The sequence below is a fragment of the Streptomyces sp. B21-105 genome, assembly GCF_036898465.1.
In the GTDB taxonomy this organism is placed as follows: domain Bacteria; phylum Actinomycetota; class Actinomycetes; order Streptomycetales; family Streptomycetaceae; genus Streptomyces.
Genome location: NZ_JARUMJ010000001.1, coordinates 1,331,060 through 1,348,929, shown reverse-complemented (window position 1 = coordinate 1,348,929; position 17,870 = coordinate 1,331,060). Strand labels below are relative to the sequence as shown.

Genomic DNA, 17,870 nt, shown 5'->3' with positions numbered 1-17,870 from the left:
CTTCCCGGGAGCGGGGGACGCGGCGTCAGGTGAGTCCGGCCCTGTCGCAGGCGGCCCGGAGTTGAGGCGTGCAGATCTGCTGGACGGTGTGCAGGCCGTCCTTGACGACCGTGTCCGCGATGTTGTCGACCGTCACGGACACCGGTGTGAGCAGCACGGACGCGACCGCCTCCCCGTCGCGTGTCGGCACCTCGCCGGTGGCGACGGGTTCGAGGCTCTCCCCGCGCGCCGCGGCCACGGCCATGGCGCCGCCGGCCGCCGCCTCGGGCCCGAACGGCTTGAAGACCGTCATGTACTGGTCGCCGCCGACGATGCGGCGCAGCGCGGGAAGTTCGGCGTCCTGCCCGGTGACCGGCGGCAGCGGGGTGACCTTGTTCGCCTTGAGGGCCGTGATGCTGCCGCCGGCGAGACCGTCGTTGGCCGCGTAGACCCCGTCGATGGAGTCGGGACCGAGCGCCGCGAGCGCCCCGGTCATGTTCATGTGCGCGGTCTCCGGCCGCCACTGCGGGGTGTCGTACGCCTTGCCGATCTTCACCTTCCCGGCGAGCACGGACAGCGCCCCCCGCTGGAACGCCCTGGCGTTGGGGTCGCTCGGGTCGCCGTTCATCATGACGATCTGGGCGCCGGGCACCTTGTCGCCCATCGCCCGCAGCAGGGCCCTGCCCTGGAGCCTGCCGACCTCCACGCCGTCGAAGGAGACGTAGCCCGAGATGGGGCCCTCGGCCAGCCGGTCGTAGGCGATGACCGGGACGCCGGCCTCGTGGGCCTTGACGACCGCGGGCCGCAGCGAGCGGGCGTCCACAGCCACCAGCACGACGGCGTCCACGCCCTTGGTGATCATCGATTCCATCTGCTCCTGCTGGAGCGCCACATCGCCCTTGGCGTTGGCGTGTTCGACCACGCAGTCGTCGCACAGCTGGGCGATCCGCTTCTCCAGCAGCGGCCTGTCCTGCGATTCCCAGCGGGGCGTGTTGGCGTCCGGCAGCAGCAGGCCGATGCGCGGTCCGCGTCCGCCGCCGCCGGGTTCGTCCCCGGCGTCCGCCCCGCAGGCGGCCACGACCACCGCCGTGCAGAGCGCGGCCAGGGCCCTCGCCGTGTCCCGAATGCAGGCCTTCATATGCGATACCTGCCATAGACGACAATAAGGTGGATATGTTCGGCTGATCCTTATATGCGATTCTGGTGGGTGGGTGCCCCGATCTCAACCTGTCGGCACCTGCGGCAGGACAGGAGGTACGTTGCGGACATGCCTCGACCGGGCCCTGACCTTCGCCGGAGCGACATGGGCGGCGGTCTACGCGCCCGGCGCCGCCGAAGAAGAACTCCGGCTGGTGGACACGTGCGGAGGAACCTCTTCCGGACAGCGGCCGCCGGAGCGCCTACCGCTGTCCGGTGACTCGCCCGCGGTCCTCGCCTTCCGCACCGACCGCCCACTCTGGCTGCCCGCCGACACCCCTCCCGGACCGCTCGGGGCGCTTCCGCTGGACGCGGAAGGCCGACGGCTGGGCTGCCTCCTCGTCCTCGGCTCCTCGTCCGACGGCTTCGAGAACGAACAGCGCCGCTTCCTGGAGCGGTACGCCGACGCCGTCGCCGCCCTCCTCGAAACGGCCGACCCCCCGCAGGCGGCGTCCCTGCTGACGCCCGCGCTGCACAGCCTGCGCGTCGGCTCCTTCGTCCTCTTCCCCGACACCGGCCTGATCGAGGCCGACGACACCCTGCTCGACCTGGTCGGCATCACCCCCGGCGACTTCGACGGCAAGGTCGACACCCTGCTCGCCCACGCCCTGCCCGAGGACATGCACGCCCTCATGACGGTCCTGGAGCCCGCGGACCTGGACTCCGGCAGACGCGACCTGGAGTTCCGGGTCCGCGGGCCGACCGGCGAGATGCGCTGGCTGAGCCTGAGCTGCCGGATCGCCCCGGCCGCCGACGGCCGGCCGGACGGCGTCCTCGGCGTGGTGACGGCGACCCCGGTGCTGCGCCGCGGAGCCGATGACGTCTCCCGCATCCAGTGGCTGACCGCCGCCCTCGACGACGCCGCGACGGTCCGCGACGTCGCCCGCGTGGTGATCGCCGCCCTGCGCGAGCCGCTGGCCGCCGACCGCGTCGCGCTCGCCACCCTGCAGGACGACCGGCTCATGGTCACCGTCCTCGACCCGCCCCAGCCCACGGCCTGGCCCGAGGCCTGGCGCTCGGAGTGGCGCACCGAATGGCCCGACGCCCCGCTGCGTGCCCTGCCCACCCTGCGGGACGCGCTGCGCGACGGCCGGATGGACCTGTGGCCCACCGACACCGACCTCGAACCCGGACTGTCCGGCATCGGCCCCGGCGGGCTGGCCGTCCTGCCGCTGCCCGCCAAGGGCAGCGTCGCCGGCGTGTGCCTGGTCGGCTGGGACCGGCCGCACGAGTTCGTCCCCGAGGAGCGGTCCCTGCTCACCGCGACCGCCGCCCTCGTCGGCCAGGCCCTCAAACGGGCCCACGCGCACGACGCCGAGCAGGAACTCGCCACGATGCTCCAGCGCAGCCTGCTGCCCCGGCGGCTGCCCGAACTCCCCGGCGGAACCGCCGTCGCCCGCTACCTGCCGGCCCGCCGCGGCCTCCAGGTGGGCGGCGACTGGTACGACGTCATCGCCCTCTCCCAGGACCGGGTGGCGCTGGTCATCGGAGACGTGCAGGGACACAGTGCCGGAGCCGCGACGATCATGGGCCAGATGCGGACCGCCGTCCGCGCCTACGCCATGGAGGGCCACCCGCCCGACGTCGTCGTCTCCCACGCCAACCGGCTCCTCGTCGGCATGGAGACCGACCTGTTCGCCACCTGCTGCTACGCCGAACTGGACATGGAGGAGGGCAACACCCTCTTCGTCCGCGCCGGCCACCTGGCGCCCCTGCTGCGCCGGCCCGACGGCGAGACCGAGGAGGTGGAGGTCGCGGGCGGCCCCCCACTGGGCATCCTCGCCGAGGCCGACTTCCCCATGACCGCCGTCGAACTGACCCCCGGCACGGTCCTCGCCCTGGTCACCGACGGCCTGGTCGAGGCCGCCGACCTCCCGCTCGACGAGGGTATGCGGCGCACCCGCGCGGCGCTCGGCGCGGCCGACCCCGCGGACCTCGGCCGCACGGCCGACCTGCTGCTCGGCGACGTCGGCCGCCGCGAGGACGACGTGGCACTGCTGCTCCTGCGCTACGACGGCATGAAGACCCGCCCCATCCGGGCCGGCTGGATGGTCTGGCGGCTGCCCGACGCCGTGATGCACGCCCGCCGCTTCACCGCGCGCACCCTGCGCCGCTGGCAGGTCCAGCAGGCCGCCGACGCCGTGCTGCTGGTCGTCTCCGAACTCGTCACCAACGCCCTCGTCCACACCCAGGGGCCGGTCCGTCTCGACCTGATCCTGCGCGGCGACCGGGTGCGCGTCTGCGTGAGCGACTCCTCGCCGCGCGCCCCCGCCAAACCGGTGATCGTCGACTGGGAGTCCACCGGCGGCCGCGGTCTGCTGCTGGTCGAGGCCATGTCCGACACGTTCGGCTCGGTCCCGGTGGCCGGCGGCAAACAGGTGTGGAGCGAGATCGTCGTACCGGAGGCAACGCCGTGAGCAACCGACGCAGATACGCCGCCGCGGTGATCGGCGCGGCCCTTCTCCTCCTGCCCCTGGCCGGCTGCGGCGGCGGCGGGCAGAGCGACTCCGGGGAGGGCTTCACCGTCGGCCTGCTGCTCCCCAGCCGGGCCGTCCCGCGCTGGGAGCACTCGGACCGGCCGCTGATCGAGGAAGGCGTGAAGAAGCTGTGCCCGGCGTGCACGGTGGAATACGCCAACGCCGAGAACGACGTGACCAGACAGCGACAGCAGATGGTCTCCATGGTCACCAAGGGCGCCAAGGTCCTCATCCTCGACGCCGCCGACACCCGGGCGCTGCGCTCCTCCATCCAGGAGGCGCGCCGTGCGGGGGTCCCCGTCGTCGCCTACGACCGCCTCGCCGAGGGCCCCGTCACCGGTTACGTCGGCTTCGACGGACACGAGGTCGGCCGGCTCCAGGGCGAGGCGCTCCTCGACGCCCTGGGCGAACGGGCCGAGGACGCCGAAGTCGTCATGGTCAACGGCGACCCCACCAGCACCAACGCGGCCCTGTACCGCGAGGGCGCGCGGTCCGTGCTGGCCGGCGAGGTGACGATCGCCAGGTCCTACAACACGCTGGACTGGAGCGCGCAGAACGCCCACGCCAACATGTCCGCCGCCATCGCGGCCCTCGGCCCGGACCGGATCGACGGCGTGCTGGCGGCCAACGACGCCATCGCCTCTGGCGTGATCTCCTCGCTCAAGAGCGCCGGCGTCACCGACCTCCCGCCCGTCACCGGCCAGGACGCCGACCTCGACGCCGTGCGGCGGATCGTCGAGGGCGAGCAGTACATGACGGTGTACAAGTCGTTCGAGGAGGAGGCCTCCGCGGTCGCCGCCATGGCCGTCGCCGTGGGACGGGGCGACGATCCCCGCGACAGCGCCGCCACGACCGTCGACAGCCCCACCAAGAAGGGCATCCCGTCGGTCCTGCTCACCCCGGCCGCCGTGACGGCCGAGGACGTCGAGCCGGTCCTCGTCGAGGGCGGCGTCTACACGGCCGCCCAGATCTGCACACCGCGACTGCGCGCCGCCTGCGACCGGCTCGGACTCACCCCGTGAGCCCCGGCGGACGTCAGCGCTGGTACGGCTGCTGCTGCGGCTGCCCGTACGCCTGACCGCCGACGTGACCCGCGGCCTGCGCCTGCAGCTGCTCGGCCTGCTCCTTGGTCACCTTCTGTTCCGCGCCGCAGAAGGTGCACTGGGTCGCGTACTTCGATGAGATCGGGAAGAGCGGCACGAAGAAGAGCGTGAACTTCGTGACCCGCTTCCTGAGGGTGTGCGCGGCGGGGTTGCCGCAGTGGCCGCACACCAGAGTCAGTATCGCCAGCTGGTAGAGGTATCCCTTGGTGCCGAAGATGATCACGTCGTGCTTCCTTCTGGGTGGGGTTCCTGTCCCGGCGGGTGTACGCCCGGGCGTCCTCGCGGACGGGCTGTCGCCCCCACAGTCTGCTGCATCGCCGGGTCACCCGGGTGAGCGGCAGGCGGGTCGATGCCGTGGGCCACGCGGGCGATGTCCCGGCCACGACGGCGGTGGTCGCCGCCGGGGCGCGGACATGGTCGTCTGGCCGCCGCACAGCGGCGGTCCAGGCTTCCCCCGAAGAGAGGTCCCATGCCCCGACTTCCCCGATCGGCGGGTATCACCGCCGCCGCCCTCGCTCTCGGGCTGCTCGCCACGGCTCCCGCCGCGGGAGACGAGCCGACCGTGTCCGCTCCGCGCGTCGTCGCCCACTTCGACATCGCCGCGGGCGAGTCACCGGAGAACATCGCGCTCGAACCCGACGGCTCCGCCGACCTGACGTTCTCGACCGCCCGCCAGGTCGTCAACGTCAGCCGCGAGGGCAGCAAGCGGCTCCTCGCGACGCTGCCCGCCGTGCCGGACGCGCCCACGCCCGTCGTCGGCAGGGCCGTCGTCCTCGGCATCGCCCGCGCGCAGAACGGCACCCTCTACGTCACCTACGCCACCGGCACCCACGCGACCGGCATCTGGCGCATCCCCGCAGGCGGCGGCAGACCCCGCCAGATCGCCCGGCTGCCGGAGAAGGGCTTCCCCAACGGTCTGGCCCTCGACGAGCGCCGAGGCGTGTTCTACGTCGCCGACTCGGTGCTGGGCACCGTCTGGCGCGTCCCGCGCGCGGGCGGCAAGCCCACCGCATGGGCCCAGGGAGCCGCACTCGAGCCGCGCAACGCGCGGCCCGCGGCCAAGGTCGGAGCCAACGGTCTGCGCCTGCACCGCGACGCCGTGTGGGTGTCCAACACCAACGCCGGAACGCTGCTGCGCATCCCGGTCGGCGAGGACGGCTCGGCCTGCGCGATCCAGACCCGGGCGACGGGCCTCTACGCGCTCGACGACTTCGGGTTCCTCGACCGGCGCGGCGAGACGGCCCTCGTCGCGCTGACCGGCGGCAGTGAGGTCGCCCTGGTCCGCCCGGACGGCACCCACCAGGTGGTCCTCGACCGCCAGAACGGACTGTCGAACCCCACGTCCGTGACCGTGCGCGGCACGACCGCCTACGTCACCAGCGCGGCGTACTTCACCCAGCAGGACCCCAACCTCCTCCTGGCCCACGTACGCCAACGCGCCCGCGGCTAGCGACCGCGACCGATCCGCGACCGATCCGCGACCGACCCGCGGCCAGGAGCCGCCCACGCCCACGCATGCCCACGGCCCCGCACCCGAAGGAGGGTGCGGGGCCGTGGGCGCAACGGGGCAGGGCGAAAACAGTGGGTCGCGGGGTGGGCCGATGCGAGAGGGCCGGCGCCTTTCGGCGGCCGGCCCTCTCATGTTCCCCGGACGCCGGTCAGGCCCAGCAGCCGTTCACGGTCGCGGCGAGGCCGTCCATCGCGTCCTTGATGTCGTTCGGGTTGGCGGTGGAGTTGTTCTCGACGAAGGAGAACACCTTCCAGTTGCCGTCCTTGCCCTGCGTGAGACCGCTGAGCGCGACGGCCCCGGTCAGCGTGCCGGTCGTCGCGTGCACCTTGCCCACCGCGCACTTGGAGTTGGCGTCGTCGAAGCGGCCCCACTCCGGCCCGAGGGTGCTGCCGGCCTCGCCGGAGACGGGCAGCCCCTCCAGGATGGAGCCGAGGACACGGGCGTTGCGGGGCTTCGTCAGCAGCTCGAGGATGTCCGCGAGAGTGGCCGCCGGGATGCGGTCCGCCCGGGACAGGCCGCTTCCGTCGTACATCTCGAAGTGGTCGAGCGACACCCCGTACCGCCGGCTCAGCACCTCTCGCACGATCTGCGTGCCGCCCTCGAAGGTGGCAGGACGGCCCGCGCCCAGGGCGGTCATCCGCAGCAGGGTCTCGGCGATGTTGTTGTCGCTGGTCTTGAGCATCGTGTGGACGATGTCCGACAGCGGCGCCGACCGGTGCCGGGCCACCGGGAAGTCCGTCCGCTTCGCCGTGGCACGGGTGACCGTGCCGTCGACGGTGACCCCGGCGGCGGCCAGCCGCTGCGCGAAGACCTGCCCGGCGTCCAGGGAGGTGTCCTGCACACCGTGCCCGTCGACGACGAGAGCGCGCACCGGGGCGACGGAGTCGGGGTAGTAGCCGGTGTTCCAGCCGTTGGCCAGAGTGGGCTCGGGGAAGAGGCTGTCGTCCACGGCGACCTTCACCGCCTTGAGGCCGGCCGCCTTGAGGCCGGCCACCGCGCTGCTCGCCAGCTCGTCGAGGTCCGCGGTCGTGAGCGTGCGGTCGCCGCCTCCGACGAGGGTGAGGGTGCCGCCGCCGTAGACGACCTTGGTGGTGAAGCGGTGGTCGGGGCCGAGCACGGTGAGCGCGGCGGTCGACGTGGCGAGCTTGACGTTGGACGCCGGCATCAGCGCCGTCGCACTGTTGTGGTCCCAGAGGGCGTCGCCCGAATCGGCGTCGATCACCACGCCGCTGACGTCCGAGCCCAGCCGCTGGTCCAGTACCCGGGTCTCGAGATTGGCGGCCATCTGCTGGTCGTCCGCGTCGGGACCCGAGGTGTCCTTGGCCGTCGTGCCGACGCCCTTGTCGACGGCGAACGCCGACGGGCCGGCCAGGGCGGCGGAGGTGACGGGCACGGCCAGTGCGAGCACCAGCGCCCGGCGCATGCCGACGCCGCTCTGTCGGGCCTTGCGGTGCCGGCGCCGGCCGCCCGGCGTGAAGGAGGTTGTGGGGGATTCCTGCACTATGTCGCTCATGGGAGTTTCTCAGGGCTTTCGTGGGGGGCTGCGCCAAGGAATTCCGGCGCACCATATCACCCGTCACATGTGACCCTCCGGTAATGAATTCAGAAACTGACGGAAATTCAGCCAATGGAATTCCCCGCCTGTTAACCCGGAGTTCAGGAGAGCGACCCCAGACCCTGTGTCGTGTAGGCGCATTCGGTGTAGATGTAACCGGATTCGAGCTTGGCCGTGTCCGAAGCGGGGGTGTCGAGGCCGCGTTTCGGTTTGTGCAGGAAGAACGTGGTGCCGACCGGCAGGCTGATGGTCCGCTCCGGATACTTCTTGCTGCTACTGCTGCAGGGCTTGAAACCCGGGCTGAGGGTGCTGCTGAGGGGGTACGCCTTGCAGTTGCCGCATCCCTTGAGGACGAAACTGCCGGTGACCGGACCCGTGTAGAGAACCGTGATCTCGTCGGGGCTGTCGTTCTGCACCGTCACCGAGATGCTGCCGCCGGAACGCGTCGTCGGCAGCTTCTTTCCCGCGGCCGGCACGGTCTGGGCGATCTCGGCCGCTATCGCGATCTTCTTCGCCAGGGCCGTGTTCCCGGCGCTCTTGTGGCCGGCGGCGTAGTCGGTCATCGTCGCCTGCGCCGACTTGAAGTCGCCGTCCCGGTACTGGTCCACACCGCAGGTGTACGCGCCCGTGTCGGCGCTCGCCGTGGCCCGGGCGGCGTCCTTGTCGAGGGCGCCGGCGAAGGCCGTCCGCTCGGCGGGCAGCCCGTCGATCTGCGAGCTCAGCGTGGACAGCCGCTCGACCGCCGCGCAGGGTTCGGCTCCGGCCAGGTCCTTCTGCGTCTTCGTGACGGCCGCGGCTACGGCCGGCTCCACCTTCGCGGCCTGCGCCGAGGCGGGGAACGTCGTCAGCAGTTCCCCGAACTGCCCCGTCCAGCCCGCCTCGCCCGCCGTGAGCGACGCGGACGCGCACTCGTACAGCGAGGTGGCCAGCCGGTCGTCGGGCCAGGTCTTCAGATCTCCGAGATCCGTCCCGGGCAGGCTCTTCGGCACCGTGCGCAGGAACTTCAGCGGCGCGGCGGCCGCACAATGGTCGCCCTGGCCGTAGGAGATGCCGACCGTCCGGTAGAAGGTCTTCATCTGCGCGGGCACCCGCTCGGCGGCCCGGGAGCCGGGATGATCGGCCTGCAGGGCGGCGTAGGCGGCAAGAGCCTTGCGGTAGTCGGGCTGCGCCGAGTCGAAGGGCCGTTCGCCGGCCGCCTCCACCAGGCGGTTCGCCTCGTCGAGCCGGTCGAGGAGCATCTGCTGGATCGCTTCGTCCCGCGCCCCGTCGTACAGCACCGCGCCGCCGGCCGGGGCCACGAGGAGGAGCAGTCCGAGCCCGAGCGCGAGAGGCGCATTGCGCGGTCCCGTCAGCGGTGTGCGCAGGCCCACCCGCGCCCCGTGCGCCGCCACGGCGACGAGGAACACGCCGTACAGGACGAGGGCGAGGCCGGGGACGCCGTCCGGGTCGGCCGGCAGCGCCACGAGCAGCAGGGCGGCGGTGGCCGCCCAGCACAGCGCCGCCGGCAACCAGCGCCGGGTCAGCGCGTACCCCAGCCCCAGTCCGCTGAGGTTCAGCACCGCGACCGCGACGGCCCGCACCCCGTCGGCGGGGGCCGGCGGCGGCGCCGACGGCATGGGCGGCACGCTGAAGGCGTGGTCGAATCTGTCGTACTGGTCCCCCGACATGGCGGCTCCCCCCGCTGAACTGCGCCCGCACATCTGTGATTTGTCAGTGTACGGGCGCAGCGGGGCCGCCGACAGGGGGGACCGGCGGCGGCAGCGAACGAGGGCGACGGCGAACGGGGGTTGCGGCGCCGACGTCGTCGGCGCCGGGTGCCGCCGGCCGTGACCGACAGCCGGCCGGACCGCCACGCAGAGCGAGCGTGGCGGCCGCGGCTGCTATCGCGTCAGGCATCGTCAGGCCACACCCCCTGCCGTCTTCCTGCGGCGCAGGGCGTAGACGCCGGTCCCGGCGACGGCAAGGACGCCGAGTCCGGCCGCGGTCACCGAGGGGCCGGCGAGGGCGCCGCCGCCGGTGTGCATGCCGCCGCTGGGCTTGCCGTGCTTACCGCTCCAGCCGCCGGACTCGTCCTTGCCGCCCTCCCAGGAGCCCGAGCCGTGCTCCTCCTTGTTCGTGTCGGCGGCCTCCCAGCTCTTGTCCTTCTCCTTGTAGGTCTCCGGGTCGAACCGGGGGTCCTTCGCCGCGCCGCGGTCGCCGTCCTGGGTCACCGCGGTCAGGGCGCCGCCGCCGGTGTGCATCCCGCCGTGCGGTCCGTCGTGCTCCCCCTTGCCGTGCTCTTCCTTCCCGTGGCCTTCCTTCCCGTGGTCCTCCTTGCCGTGCTCCTTGGCGGAGGAGCCGTCCTCCTTGCTGTAGGAGGAGCTGTCGTGGTCCCAGTCCCCTTCGGCGGCGAAGGCGCCGGGAGCGCCGATCGCCAGGGCGGCCGAGGCCGCCGCGGTCGCCAGGATCATTCGAGCAGAGCGCATCTGATGGTCCTTCCGTCACGGCCGGGCAGCCGACACCTCGTCAGCTCACCTGACCCGGCCTGACGTGATCCACCGTCAGTCAGCGTGCGCGGGTCCACCACCCGGGGCGGTCAGCCGGGTGAAACCGGCCCGCCTTGCCCCGGATCCCCTCCGTCGAGTCCTCCTCCGAGGAAGATCCACTCCAACGGCGGACCGCCGAAACGATTTTCGGGGTGAACGCGGCGCGACAGGCGCCCGCTGGGGGCAGGCGGGCCCCGATCCTGAGGCAGGCAATTGCCGACCAGCCGGCCGGGGGGACCCCCTTCCGTCCCGCTCTCCCGATCCGTCAAGGAGTTCTGTCGTGCGCTTTCGTCGTTCGGTGCTCAGCACCATCGGTTCCGTCGCTCTCGTGGTCGCCTCGCTGGGCGCGGTGACCGCCGCCACCGCGGGCCCCGCGGCCGCGAACCCGTGCGGCTTCTACGAGACCGGTTCCGACGCCTTCTACAACCACTGCACGTCCGACGGCTCCCGGGTCGTCATCAAGGTCGAGGTCGCCCTGGCGCCGGACTACGAGCGCTGCGTCGGCCCCGGCACGACCTGGCTGGGGCCGGCTTCCAAGATCCAGGGCGCCCACTACGCCGGCCGTCTGTGCTGACGACGTCCGAGCCGACGTCGCCGGCATCCGTGCCGACTCCGCGCCTGCGTCCGTGCCTACGTTCCTGCCTACGTCCCTGCCTGCGTCTCTGGCGAGGTCCGTGCTGACGGGCACTCACGCGAAGTCGTCGAGGATGTCGGCGAGCCGGGGCTCGATGGGGTTTCCAGTTCGTCCGTCTGCCAGAAGAAGACGTTCAGCACCGCCATCGGGTGGGCCGACCCGCCCTCCCGCAGCCCCGGCCGCCCCGCTCTCGGCGTGTCCAGGCAGATCTCGTTTGGGGCGTGGAACATCGCCGCCTCCAGGGGCTCGTCGAAGCGGGTGCGGGGCTGGTACTGCCACACCACGCCGTCCCCGGCGCGGCGGACGACCTCGCCGAGGTACCAGACCGCGCCCTGCACGAAGGCGCTGCTCTTCGCCCCGAGGCGGCGGGCACCGCCGTCGAACCTCTCGCGCAGCACCGTCTCGAGCACGTCGAGGGAGGCGGGGGAGAAGTCCCAGTGCCGCCCGTCGTCGCCGGCGGGCCCGGCGTCGTTTGCCCAGCGGGCGAACTCCCGGGACCGCACGGCGAGCCAGCGCAGCAGTTCCGGATGGTCCGCACCGGCCGTCCGGGCGGCCTGCCCGGGGTGTGGCACCACGGCGGGAGCCCAGTCCGGCTCCCGCCGTCGCCGGCCGGCCACCGCCTCCGCGAGCCTGGCCGCCTCCTCGGTGAAGACGCACCCGGTGCGGGTGCGGACGGCCCGCGCGACGAGGGCGAGCGGGGAGACGGGGGCGAGACCGAGCGCCGGGTCAGGGTGCACGACCGGCCGGCCCGCCGAGGAGCCGGTGGCGCCACGCGGCTGCCAGCCCCACCGTCCGCCGGCCACGTCCAGCAGGACCTCGCCGAGGTAGACCGCGGCACACCGCGTGGGCCGGAAGCCGAGATCGGGCTTCTCGTCGGCCGACCGGTACTCGGCGAGCAGCCTCAACCCGGACGAGCCCGACCGGATCATGGACAGCGAGTTTTCGCCTCCACCGACGCCGGCCGCGTGCTGCTGGAGGCCGCCGACCTCCAGATGAAGCACGACTTCTACAAGGCCATGGACCCCAAGACCGACCTCGGCAAGCGGTACTGGGCGGCCCTGCCGAAGGAGAGCGGCCGTCCGTGCATGCCGGGCCCGCGGAACTGGATCGGGCCCAAGCCCGTGCAGGTCTGCTTCCCAACGGCGGCCCCGCCCCCTGTCCTCGACAGGGGGCGGGGCCGTTCCTGCCGGGGCGGCCCCGGCCCGGCCCGCCCCGGAGGTGGTGCACTGGGGGAACAGCGGCGGTGCACGGACCGCCAAATCCCGGACGTCAGCGCGTTCTAGCGTGAGGACTCGAGACAACGCACCACGAGAACAGCTAGGGAGTCTCCATGTCCGACCTCGTCGCGCCGGTCACGCCGGTGCTCGAACCCCAGGCCGCGGCGTTCGCCGAGGCGACCGCCGACCCGCCGTACCTCTTCGACCTCGGTCCGGCGGAGGGCCGCAAGGCGGTCGACGAGGTGCAGTCGGACGAGATCGCCAAGCCCGCCGTCGACGAGGAGTGGGTGACGGTCGCGGGCGGTCCGACGGGGAGAGTGCGGGCACGGATCGTGCGGCCCGCGGGCGTCGCCGGAATGCTGCCGGTGGTGCTGTACATCCATGGCGCGGGCTGGGTGTTCGGCAACGCGCACACGCATGACCGGCTGGTGCGCGAGCTGGCGGTGGGGGTCGGGGCCGCGGTCGTGTTCCCGGAGTACGACCTCGCGCCCGAGGCGCGTTACCCGGTGGCGATCGAGCAGAACTTCGCGGTGGCCCGATGGGTCGTGGAGCAGGGCGCGTCGAAGAACCTGGACGGGACGTGCGTCGCGGTCGCGGGTGACTCGGTGGGCGGGAACATGGCGGCCGCGCTGACGCTGATGGCCAAGGAGCGCGGCGGTGTCCCGCTGGTGCAGCAGGTGCTGTTCTACCCGGTGACCGACGCGGCCTTCGACACCGGTTCCTACCACCAGTTCGCGGAGGGCTACTTCCTGCGCCGCGACGCGATGCGGTGGTTCTGGGACCAGTACACGACCGACGAGGCCGAGCGCGCGCAGATCACCGCCTCACCGCTGCGGGCGACGCTTGAGCAGCTGACGGACCTCCCCCCGGCCCTGGTGATCACCGGTGAGGCCGATGTGCTGCGCGACGAGGGCGAGGCGTACGCGAACAAGCTGCGCGCGGCCGGCGTCCCGGTCACCGCCGTCCGCTTCCAGGGCGTCATCCACGACTTCGTGATGCTGAACGCCCTGCGCCCGACGTACGCCGCCGAGGCCGCGATCAGCCTCGCCGTCGGCACCCTGCGCGACGCCCTGCACGTCTGACCCCCAGGAGGAGCACAGCCATGACCACCACCCCCACCACCCCCACCGTCGTCCTGATCCACGGCGCGTTCGCCGACGCGGCCAGCTGGTCCGGCGTCATATCCGAGCTCCAGGGCCGGGACGTCCCCGTGATCGCCCCGCCGAACCCGCTGCGCGGTCTCGCCTCCGACGCCGCGTATGTCGCCTCCGTCGCCGCCCAGATCGACGGTCCCGTGATCCTCGTCGGCCACTCGTACGGCGGCGCCCTCATCACCGTGGCCGGCACGGCGGAGAACGTCGTCGGCCTCGTCTACGTCGCGGCGTACGTCCCGGACGAGGGCGAGAGCCTCGGCGAGCTGCAGGGCCGATTCCCGCTCTCGCCGCTGGTGGGCAGCCTCAAGGAGTGGACGTACCCGGTGCCGGGCGGCGACCCGGCCGTCGAGGTCACCATCGCCGAGGACGCCTTCCCGTCGGTGTTCGCCGCGGACGTGCCCGCCGACGTCACCAGGATCCTCGCCGCGGCTCAGCGCCCGCTGGCCGCCGCCGCGTTCGAGGAGACCGCCTCGGCGGCCGCCTGGCGGACCAAGCCGTCCTGGGCGCTGGTCGCCGCCGCGGACGAGGCGATCAACCCCGAGGTCGAGCGGTTCGGCGCCAAGCGGGCCGGGGCCACGGTCGTCGAGCTCGAGGGCGCCTCGCACGCGGTGGCCGTGTCCCGTCCGCAGGCGGTCGCGGACCTGATCCTCGACGCGGTGCGCACAACGAGCTGACGCACAGAGCCCGGCAGCCGCGCACCCAGCCGCGCCCCGCCCGCCCCGGCAGCCCGCCGCAGGTCGACCCTGTGTGACGACGGGATCCGCATCGACTGCCAGGGCATGGGCCTGCCGGTCATCGCCCTGCGCCCCCGTCCCGAGGCCGGCCGCCTGCCGCCCGCAGCTCCCGTTCCGCCTGCGGCCATCCCGGCCTGCGGGGGCGCCCGCCGTCCGCGCCCCCCCGTCCCGAGGCCGGCCGTCCGTGGCCCCCGGGCCTGTGGCCTGTGGAGCGCCCGCCGTCCGTGCCCCCGTCCCGAGGCCGGCCGGCCTCGGCTCCCATTCGGCCCCCGGCCCCCGGCCCCCGGGTCCCGGCCCCCGGCCCCGGCCCCCGGGTCCCGGGTCCGCGGGTCCGAGGGCCGCTGTCCGCGGCCTCCGGCCTGGGCCTGCCGTCCGTCTTGCACGGCCCGCCGGGCCACCGCCTGTCGGCCGTGGCCCGGCGTGCGCGGTTCGGTGGTGCGGTTGTTGTGCGGGGCAGGGGTGGGCATCGGGCGTCAGCGGCTTCGGACGCGGTGTGCGAGGTCGGCGGCGGCCTGCGGCCACCGTGGGTGGTCGAAGACGAAGCCCGCCTCGAGCAGTCGGCCGGGGACCACGCGGCGGCTCTTGAGCAGCAGTTCGGTGTCGGAGCGCAGGGCGAACGCGCCGACTTCGGCCATCCACCGCGTCGCCGGCAGACCCACCGGGACGCCCCACGCGCCGCGCAGGGCGCGCATGAACGCGCGCTGGGGGAGCGGGGCGGGCGCGGCCAGGTTCACCGGCCCGGCGAGGTCGTCCCGTGCGACGAGGAAGTCCACCGCGCGGACGAAGTCACGGTCGTGGATCCACGACACGTACTGCGCGCCGCCCGCGACCGGGCCGCCGAGGCCGAGCCGGGCCAGCCGCAGCAGGACGTCGAACACCCCGCCCCGGTCGGGGCTCATCACCATCGCGGACCGCAGGGCCACCTTGCGGGTGTGCGGCGTGTCGGCCTGCTCCTGCTCCCGCTCCCAGGCGGTCGCGATGTCGACGCTGAAGGCCCAGTAGTCCGGGACATCCGGTTCGGATCCGCCGATCAGGCCGGTGGCCTCGTCGTTGGCCGCGTCGAAGCGGTGGGCGTAGACGGTGGCGGTGCTCATCTGCAGCCAGACCCGCGGGGGCCGCGCCGAGGCGGCGATCGCCTCGCCCACGATCCGCGCCGACTCCACCCGGGAGTCCATCATCGCCTTGAGGTTGGCGGGGGTGTAGCGGCAGCTGACGCTGCGGCCGGCCAGGTTGACCACGACGTCGCTGCCGTCGATCTCCTCGGTCCAGGGCCCGAGCGTGCGCCCGTCCCACCCGACCTCGCCCCGGTCCGCCGCCGGCTGTCTGCTCAGCACCACGACCTGGTGTCCGGCCGCGGTGAGCGCGCGGCGCAGGACCGTTCCCACCTGTCCGGTCCCGCCTGGCAGCACGATCTTCATGGGTAGGCCCTCTTCTCTCTCGAAGAAGACCCTACCCATATTTTGAACGTGTTCAAAACGTGGGGCGGGGTCCGGCCCGCTCCGAGCGGCCGGGCCCCGCCCCACGCGTTCACGCCAGGTGCACCTCCAGCGCGGCCCGCACCCCCGATTCGAGCGCGCCCTCGATCCATGACGGCTTCACGGAGGTGTGGTCGCCCGCGAAGCGCAGCGGGCCCTCGGGGGAGCGGATGGCGCTCAGCAGCTCGGTGTGCTGGCCCGGCAGCAGCACGGAGGCCTCCCCGTAGGCGTACGGATCGCGCAGCCAGCTCTGGGTGCGGCCCACGCCCGTGTAGAAGACCTCGACACGCCGGCCGTAGACCTGTTGCAGCCCGCGCAGTGCGTGCGGGTAGCGCGCGTCGTCGTCGAGGGAGTCCCAGCGGGAGGCGTCGTCGGCCCAGCTGTAGGAGGCGAGGACGACGCCGCCCGGGCTGCCCGGGACCGGGTGCGACGGGTTGATCATGAAGCGGTTGGAGTTGTCGGAGACCGAGCCGCCGCCGACGATGTGCGCGGCCTCGGGCTGGTCGCGTGCGGCCCACCGGTTGGCCGCGTGATGGACGCGCTGCCCAGGTGTGATGTGCCCGCGCGGCACGGAGGGATGGGCGCCGAGCAGGCTTCCGTCGCCCGGCGCCTTCCCGGCCCGGTACTCCTCGTACAGGCCGGGCCGCACGGCGTCGAGTTCGCGCTTCCAGTCCGCCTCGGTGAACTCCCACCAGCGGCGGCTGAACTCGAGCAGCACCTTGGTCGCGCTGTCGTAGTGCAGCTCCGCCACGGCCCGCCGCTTCTTGTACGACATCAACGGGCCGACCTGCACCTGCCTCAGCCCCGAGAACGGCACCGTGACGATCGCGAGGTCCGCGGTGAACTCCTGGCGCACCGCCTTGCCGTCGCGCCCCTCGGAGACCGTGTCGATCCAGACGTGCGGCCCGTCGGCGCGGACGTGCGAGGTGTCGTCGGCCTCGTGCCGGTCCGGCGCCCAGTACTCGATGTGCGTCACCCGCCGGTCGAGGCGGAGCACGTCGGAGACCTCCTTCAGCAGTGCGTCCGGCAGCGTGGCCGTGCCGCCGACCAGCTCCCAGAACTCGGTGTCCGGGCTGATCAGGGAGGCGCTGATGAAACTGTGGATGAAGGACAGAGGCAGCCGGGAGGTCAGGTTCTCCAGCGTGCCGACCAGGTCGACGGTCCGTTCGTCCAGGCCCGCCTCCTCGGTCAGGAACCGGTACATCGACCAGTCGCCGAACCTCTGCACCACCCGCGCCCATCCCCGCACGCGCTCGGGCAGCGGCTTGTCCACGCGCCGTCCGTCGGCGCCGCGGGTGCTGAACTCGTCGCGGACCGGGTCGAGGGCCTCGCGCAGGATGGTCGCGGACGGGACGTCCCAGTACTTGCGGGGCACGCCGAAGGACCGGTTGACCCGGCGCGGGGACCCCGCGTACGCGGAGCGGCGCACCCGGATGCCGTTGACGTGCAACCAGGCGTTGTTGACGGGCTTGCCGTGGGCGTCGACGTCCACGAGGTGGAACCGGCGCTTGGCGACGTCGAGCCGGTCGAGCAGGCTCATCACCAGCGGGTGGCTGCCGGGGATGCGCATGGCGCCCGCTTCCGCGTACTGGCGGGCGTCGGCGAAGGCCTGCGGCGCGTCCTCGTGGCCGCCGGTGCGGAAGGTCTTGACGCGGCCTCCGACCCGGTTGCCGTTGGCCTCCACGAGTGTGACGTGGTGACCGGCCCGCTTGAGCAGCCAGGCGGCGACCAGCCCGGCCGGTCCGGCGCCGATCACCAGCACCTTCTTCCCGGTGCCCGTCCGGGCCCGCGGCAGCCCGCCCTCGAGGATCTTCGCGTAACCCGGCACGAGCGGCCGGTCGTGTTCGTCGACCACCAGCAGGGCGCGGGCGACGGTCAGGCAGGTCGCCCAGTCGGCAGCGGACCTGGACGGTCCGGCGGGCTGCCGGGAGAGCGCCCTGGCCGGGGCGGCGGTCGCCGTCAGCGCGGCGCCGCCGGCGGTGGCGGCCGTGGCGGCTGTGGCGGTGGCGGCCGCGGTGGCGGTGAACCGCCGTCGGGAGAGGCGGCCGGGGTCTACAGAAGGATCGGAAATGTCCATGAGCCCTGGATAGGGGGCGTGCGGGGGGCGGGGAGCGGGTTGCCGTGGATCATCACCTGAACGTGTAGGCGCACCGGGGCGCGGGCGTGCGCGCTCGGCGACTCCGACGCAACTGGCGGGTGGATGCGGAGGGTTTACCCCGGTCCGGCCGTGCCGGCTCATCAGGTCAAGCGTCCCGGACTATTGACTCGCAACGGAGTCTGTCGCGATCCTCGTCCCACTATCTTGCGCCG

15 protein-coding genes are annotated in these 17,870 nt (G+C 73.1%); 7 read left to right on the top strand and 8 right to left on the bottom strand.

The window, feature by feature from the left end; all coding sequences use genetic code 11:
- Window positions 1-25: 25 nt before the first annotated feature.
- Window positions 26-1,117 carry a sugar ABC transporter substrate-binding protein gene (locus QA802_RS05760; RefSeq protein WP_334518615.1) on the bottom strand — a complete coding sequence of 364 codons (1,092 nt, stop codon included), beginning with the start codon at window positions 1,115-1,117 and terminating at the stop codon, window positions 26-28.
- 121 nt (window positions 1,118-1,238) lie between these two features.
- On the opposite strand from QA802_RS05760, the gene QA802_RS05755 reads away from it, so the two are divergent.
- Together QA802_RS05755 and QA802_RS05750 are read left to right on the top strand one after the other, a co-directional pair.
- A complete protein-coding gene (locus tag QA802_RS05755; protein WP_334518613.1) occupies window positions 1,239-3,593 on the top strand; it encodes a SpoIIE family protein phosphatase in 2,355 nt (784 codons plus the stop codon).
- The gene (locus QA802_RS05750) at window positions 3,590-4,675 is read left to right on the top strand and encodes a sugar ABC transporter substrate-binding protein (protein WP_334518611.1); all 1,086 of its coding nucleotides are present in this window, start codon (window positions 3,590-3,592) and stop codon (window positions 4,673-4,675) included. The genes QA802_RS05755 and QA802_RS05750 overlap by 4 nt, the downstream gene beginning before the upstream one ends.
- Before the next feature lie 13 nt (window positions 4,676-4,688).
- On the opposite strand, the gene QA802_RS05745 is transcribed toward QA802_RS05750, so the two are convergent.
- Window positions 4,689-4,979 carry a zinc-ribbon domain-containing protein gene (locus QA802_RS05745; RefSeq protein WP_334518609.1) on the bottom strand — a complete coding sequence of 97 codons (291 nt, stop codon included), beginning with the start codon at window positions 4,977-4,979 and terminating at the stop codon, window positions 4,689-4,691.
- Between the two features lie 246 nt (window positions 4,980-5,225).
- Here QA802_RS05745 and QA802_RS05740 point away from each other — a divergent pair, with 246 nt between their 5' ends.
- The gene (locus QA802_RS05740; RefSeq protein WP_334518607.1) at window positions 5,226-6,206 is read left to right on the top strand and encodes an SMP-30/gluconolactonase/LRE family protein; all 981 of its coding nucleotides are present in this window, start codon (window positions 5,226-5,228) and stop codon (window positions 6,204-6,206) included.
- Window positions 6,207-6,414: 208 nt separating this feature from the next.
- On the opposite strand, the gene dacB is transcribed toward QA802_RS05740, so the two are convergent.
- From dacB to QA802_RS05725, 3 genes are all read right to left on the bottom strand, one after another.
- Window positions 6,415-7,779, bottom strand: coding sequence for a D-alanyl-D-alanine carboxypeptidase/D-alanyl-D-alanine endopeptidase (gene dacB, locus QA802_RS05735; protein WP_334518605.1), 1,365 nt, complete (start codon window positions 7,777-7,779; stop codon window positions 6,415-6,417).
- Between the two features lie 143 nt (window positions 7,780-7,922).
- Window positions 7,923-9,488: a hypothetical protein gene (locus QA802_RS05730; RefSeq protein WP_334518603.1), complete on the bottom strand. Its 1,566-nt coding sequence runs from the start codon at window positions 9,486-9,488 to the stop codon at window positions 7,923-7,925.
- A 231-nt stretch (window positions 9,489-9,719) separates the two neighbouring features.
- Complete coding sequence (locus tag QA802_RS05725; protein WP_334518601.1) at window positions 9,720-10,286, bottom strand: hypothetical protein; 567 nt, start codon at window positions 10,284-10,286, stop codon at window positions 9,720-9,722.
- 340 nt (window positions 10,287-10,626) lie between these two features.
- Here QA802_RS05725 and QA802_RS05720 point away from each other — a divergent pair, with 340 nt between their 5' ends.
- On the top strand, window positions 10,627-10,920 hold the full coding sequence (locus QA802_RS05720) for a DUF6355 family natural product biosynthesis protein (protein ID WP_334518599.1): 294 nt from the start codon (window positions 10,627-10,629) through the stop codon (window positions 10,918-10,920).
- 68 nt (window positions 10,921-10,988) lie between these two features.
- On the opposite strand, the gene QA802_RS05715 is transcribed toward QA802_RS05720, so the two are convergent.
- Window positions 10,989-11,909: a hypothetical protein gene (locus QA802_RS05715; protein ID WP_334518597.1), complete on the bottom strand. Its 921-nt coding sequence runs from the start codon at window positions 11,907-11,909 to the stop codon at window positions 10,989-10,991.
- 36 nt (window positions 11,910-11,945) lie between these two features.
- On the opposite strand from QA802_RS05715, the gene QA802_RS05710 reads away from it, so the two are divergent.
- Genes QA802_RS05710 through QA802_RS05700 form a run of 3 tightly spaced genes read left to right on the top strand, consistent with a single transcriptional unit; the run spans window position 11,946 to window position 14,025 of the window.
- Complete coding sequence (locus QA802_RS05710; RefSeq protein WP_334518595.1) at window positions 11,946-12,263, top strand: hypothetical protein; 318 nt, start codon at window positions 11,946-11,948, stop codon at window positions 12,261-12,263.
- A 47-nt stretch (window positions 12,264-12,310) separates the two neighbouring features.
- Window positions 12,311-13,279, top strand: coding sequence for an alpha/beta hydrolase (locus QA802_RS05705; protein ID WP_334518594.1), 969 nt, complete (start codon window positions 12,311-12,313; stop codon window positions 13,277-13,279).
- Window positions 13,280-13,299: 20 nt separating this feature from the next.
- The gene (locus QA802_RS05700; RefSeq protein WP_334518592.1) at window positions 13,300-14,025 is read left to right on the top strand and encodes an alpha/beta fold hydrolase; all 726 of its coding nucleotides are present in this window, start codon (window positions 13,300-13,302) and stop codon (window positions 14,023-14,025) included.
- A 533-nt stretch (window positions 14,026-14,558) separates the two neighbouring features.
- Here the strand turns inward: QA802_RS05700 and QA802_RS05695 are convergent.
- Together QA802_RS05695 and lgoX are read right to left on the bottom strand one after the other, a co-directional pair.
- Entirely contained in the window at window positions 14,559-15,503 is a 945-nt protein-coding gene (locus QA802_RS05695; protein ID WP_334518590.1) for a TIGR01777 family oxidoreductase, read from the bottom strand.
- A gap of 109 nt (window positions 15,504-15,612) precedes the next feature.
- Window positions 15,613-17,637: an L-glutamate oxidase LgoX gene (gene lgoX / locus QA802_RS05690; RefSeq protein ID WP_334518588.1), complete on the bottom strand. Its 2,025-nt coding sequence runs from the start codon at window positions 17,635-17,637 to the stop codon at window positions 15,613-15,615.
- Between the last annotated feature and the right edge of the window lie 233 nt (window positions 17,638-17,870).

Excerpts from the sequence above, each read along its gene's own strand:
- QA802_RS05730 (WP_334518603.1), bottom strand. The coding sequence starts at position 9,488 with ATGTCGGGGGACCAGTACGACAGATTCGACCACGCCTTCAGCGTGCCG.
- QA802_RS05740 (WP_334518607.1), top strand. The coding sequence starts at position 5,226 with ATGCCCCGACTTCCCCGATCGGCGGGTATCACCGCCGCCGCCCTCGCT.
- QA802_RS05700 (WP_334518592.1), top strand. The coding sequence starts at position 13,300 with ATGACCACCACCCCCACCACCCCCACCGTCGTCCTGATCCACGGCGCG.
- QA802_RS05705 (WP_334518594.1), top strand. The coding sequence starts at position 12,311 with ATGTCCGACCTCGTCGCGCCGGTCACGCCGGTGCTCGAACCCCAGGCC.
- QA802_RS05715 (WP_334518597.1), bottom strand. The coding sequence starts at position 11,909 with ATGATCCGGTCGGGCTCGTCCGGGTTGAGGCTGCTCGCCGAGTACCGG.
- QA802_RS05725 (WP_334518601.1), bottom strand. The coding sequence starts at position 10,286 with ATGCGCTCTGCTCGAATGATCCTGGCGACCGCGGCGGCCTCGGCCGCC.
- QA802_RS05695 (WP_334518590.1), bottom strand. The coding sequence starts at position 15,503 with ATGAAGATCGTGCTGCCAGGCGGGACCGGACAGGTGGGAACGGTCCTG.
- lgoX (WP_334518588.1), bottom strand. The coding sequence starts at position 17,637 with ATGGACATTTCCGATCCTTCTGTAGACCCCGGCCGCCTCTCCCGACGG.
- QA802_RS05760 (WP_334518615.1), bottom strand. The coding sequence starts at position 1,117 with ATGAAGGCCTGCATTCGGGACACGGCGAGGGCCCTGGCCGCGCTCTGC.
- dacB (WP_334518605.1), bottom strand. The coding sequence starts at position 7,779 with ATGAGCGACATAGTGCAGGAATCCCCCACAACCTCCTTCACGCCGGGC.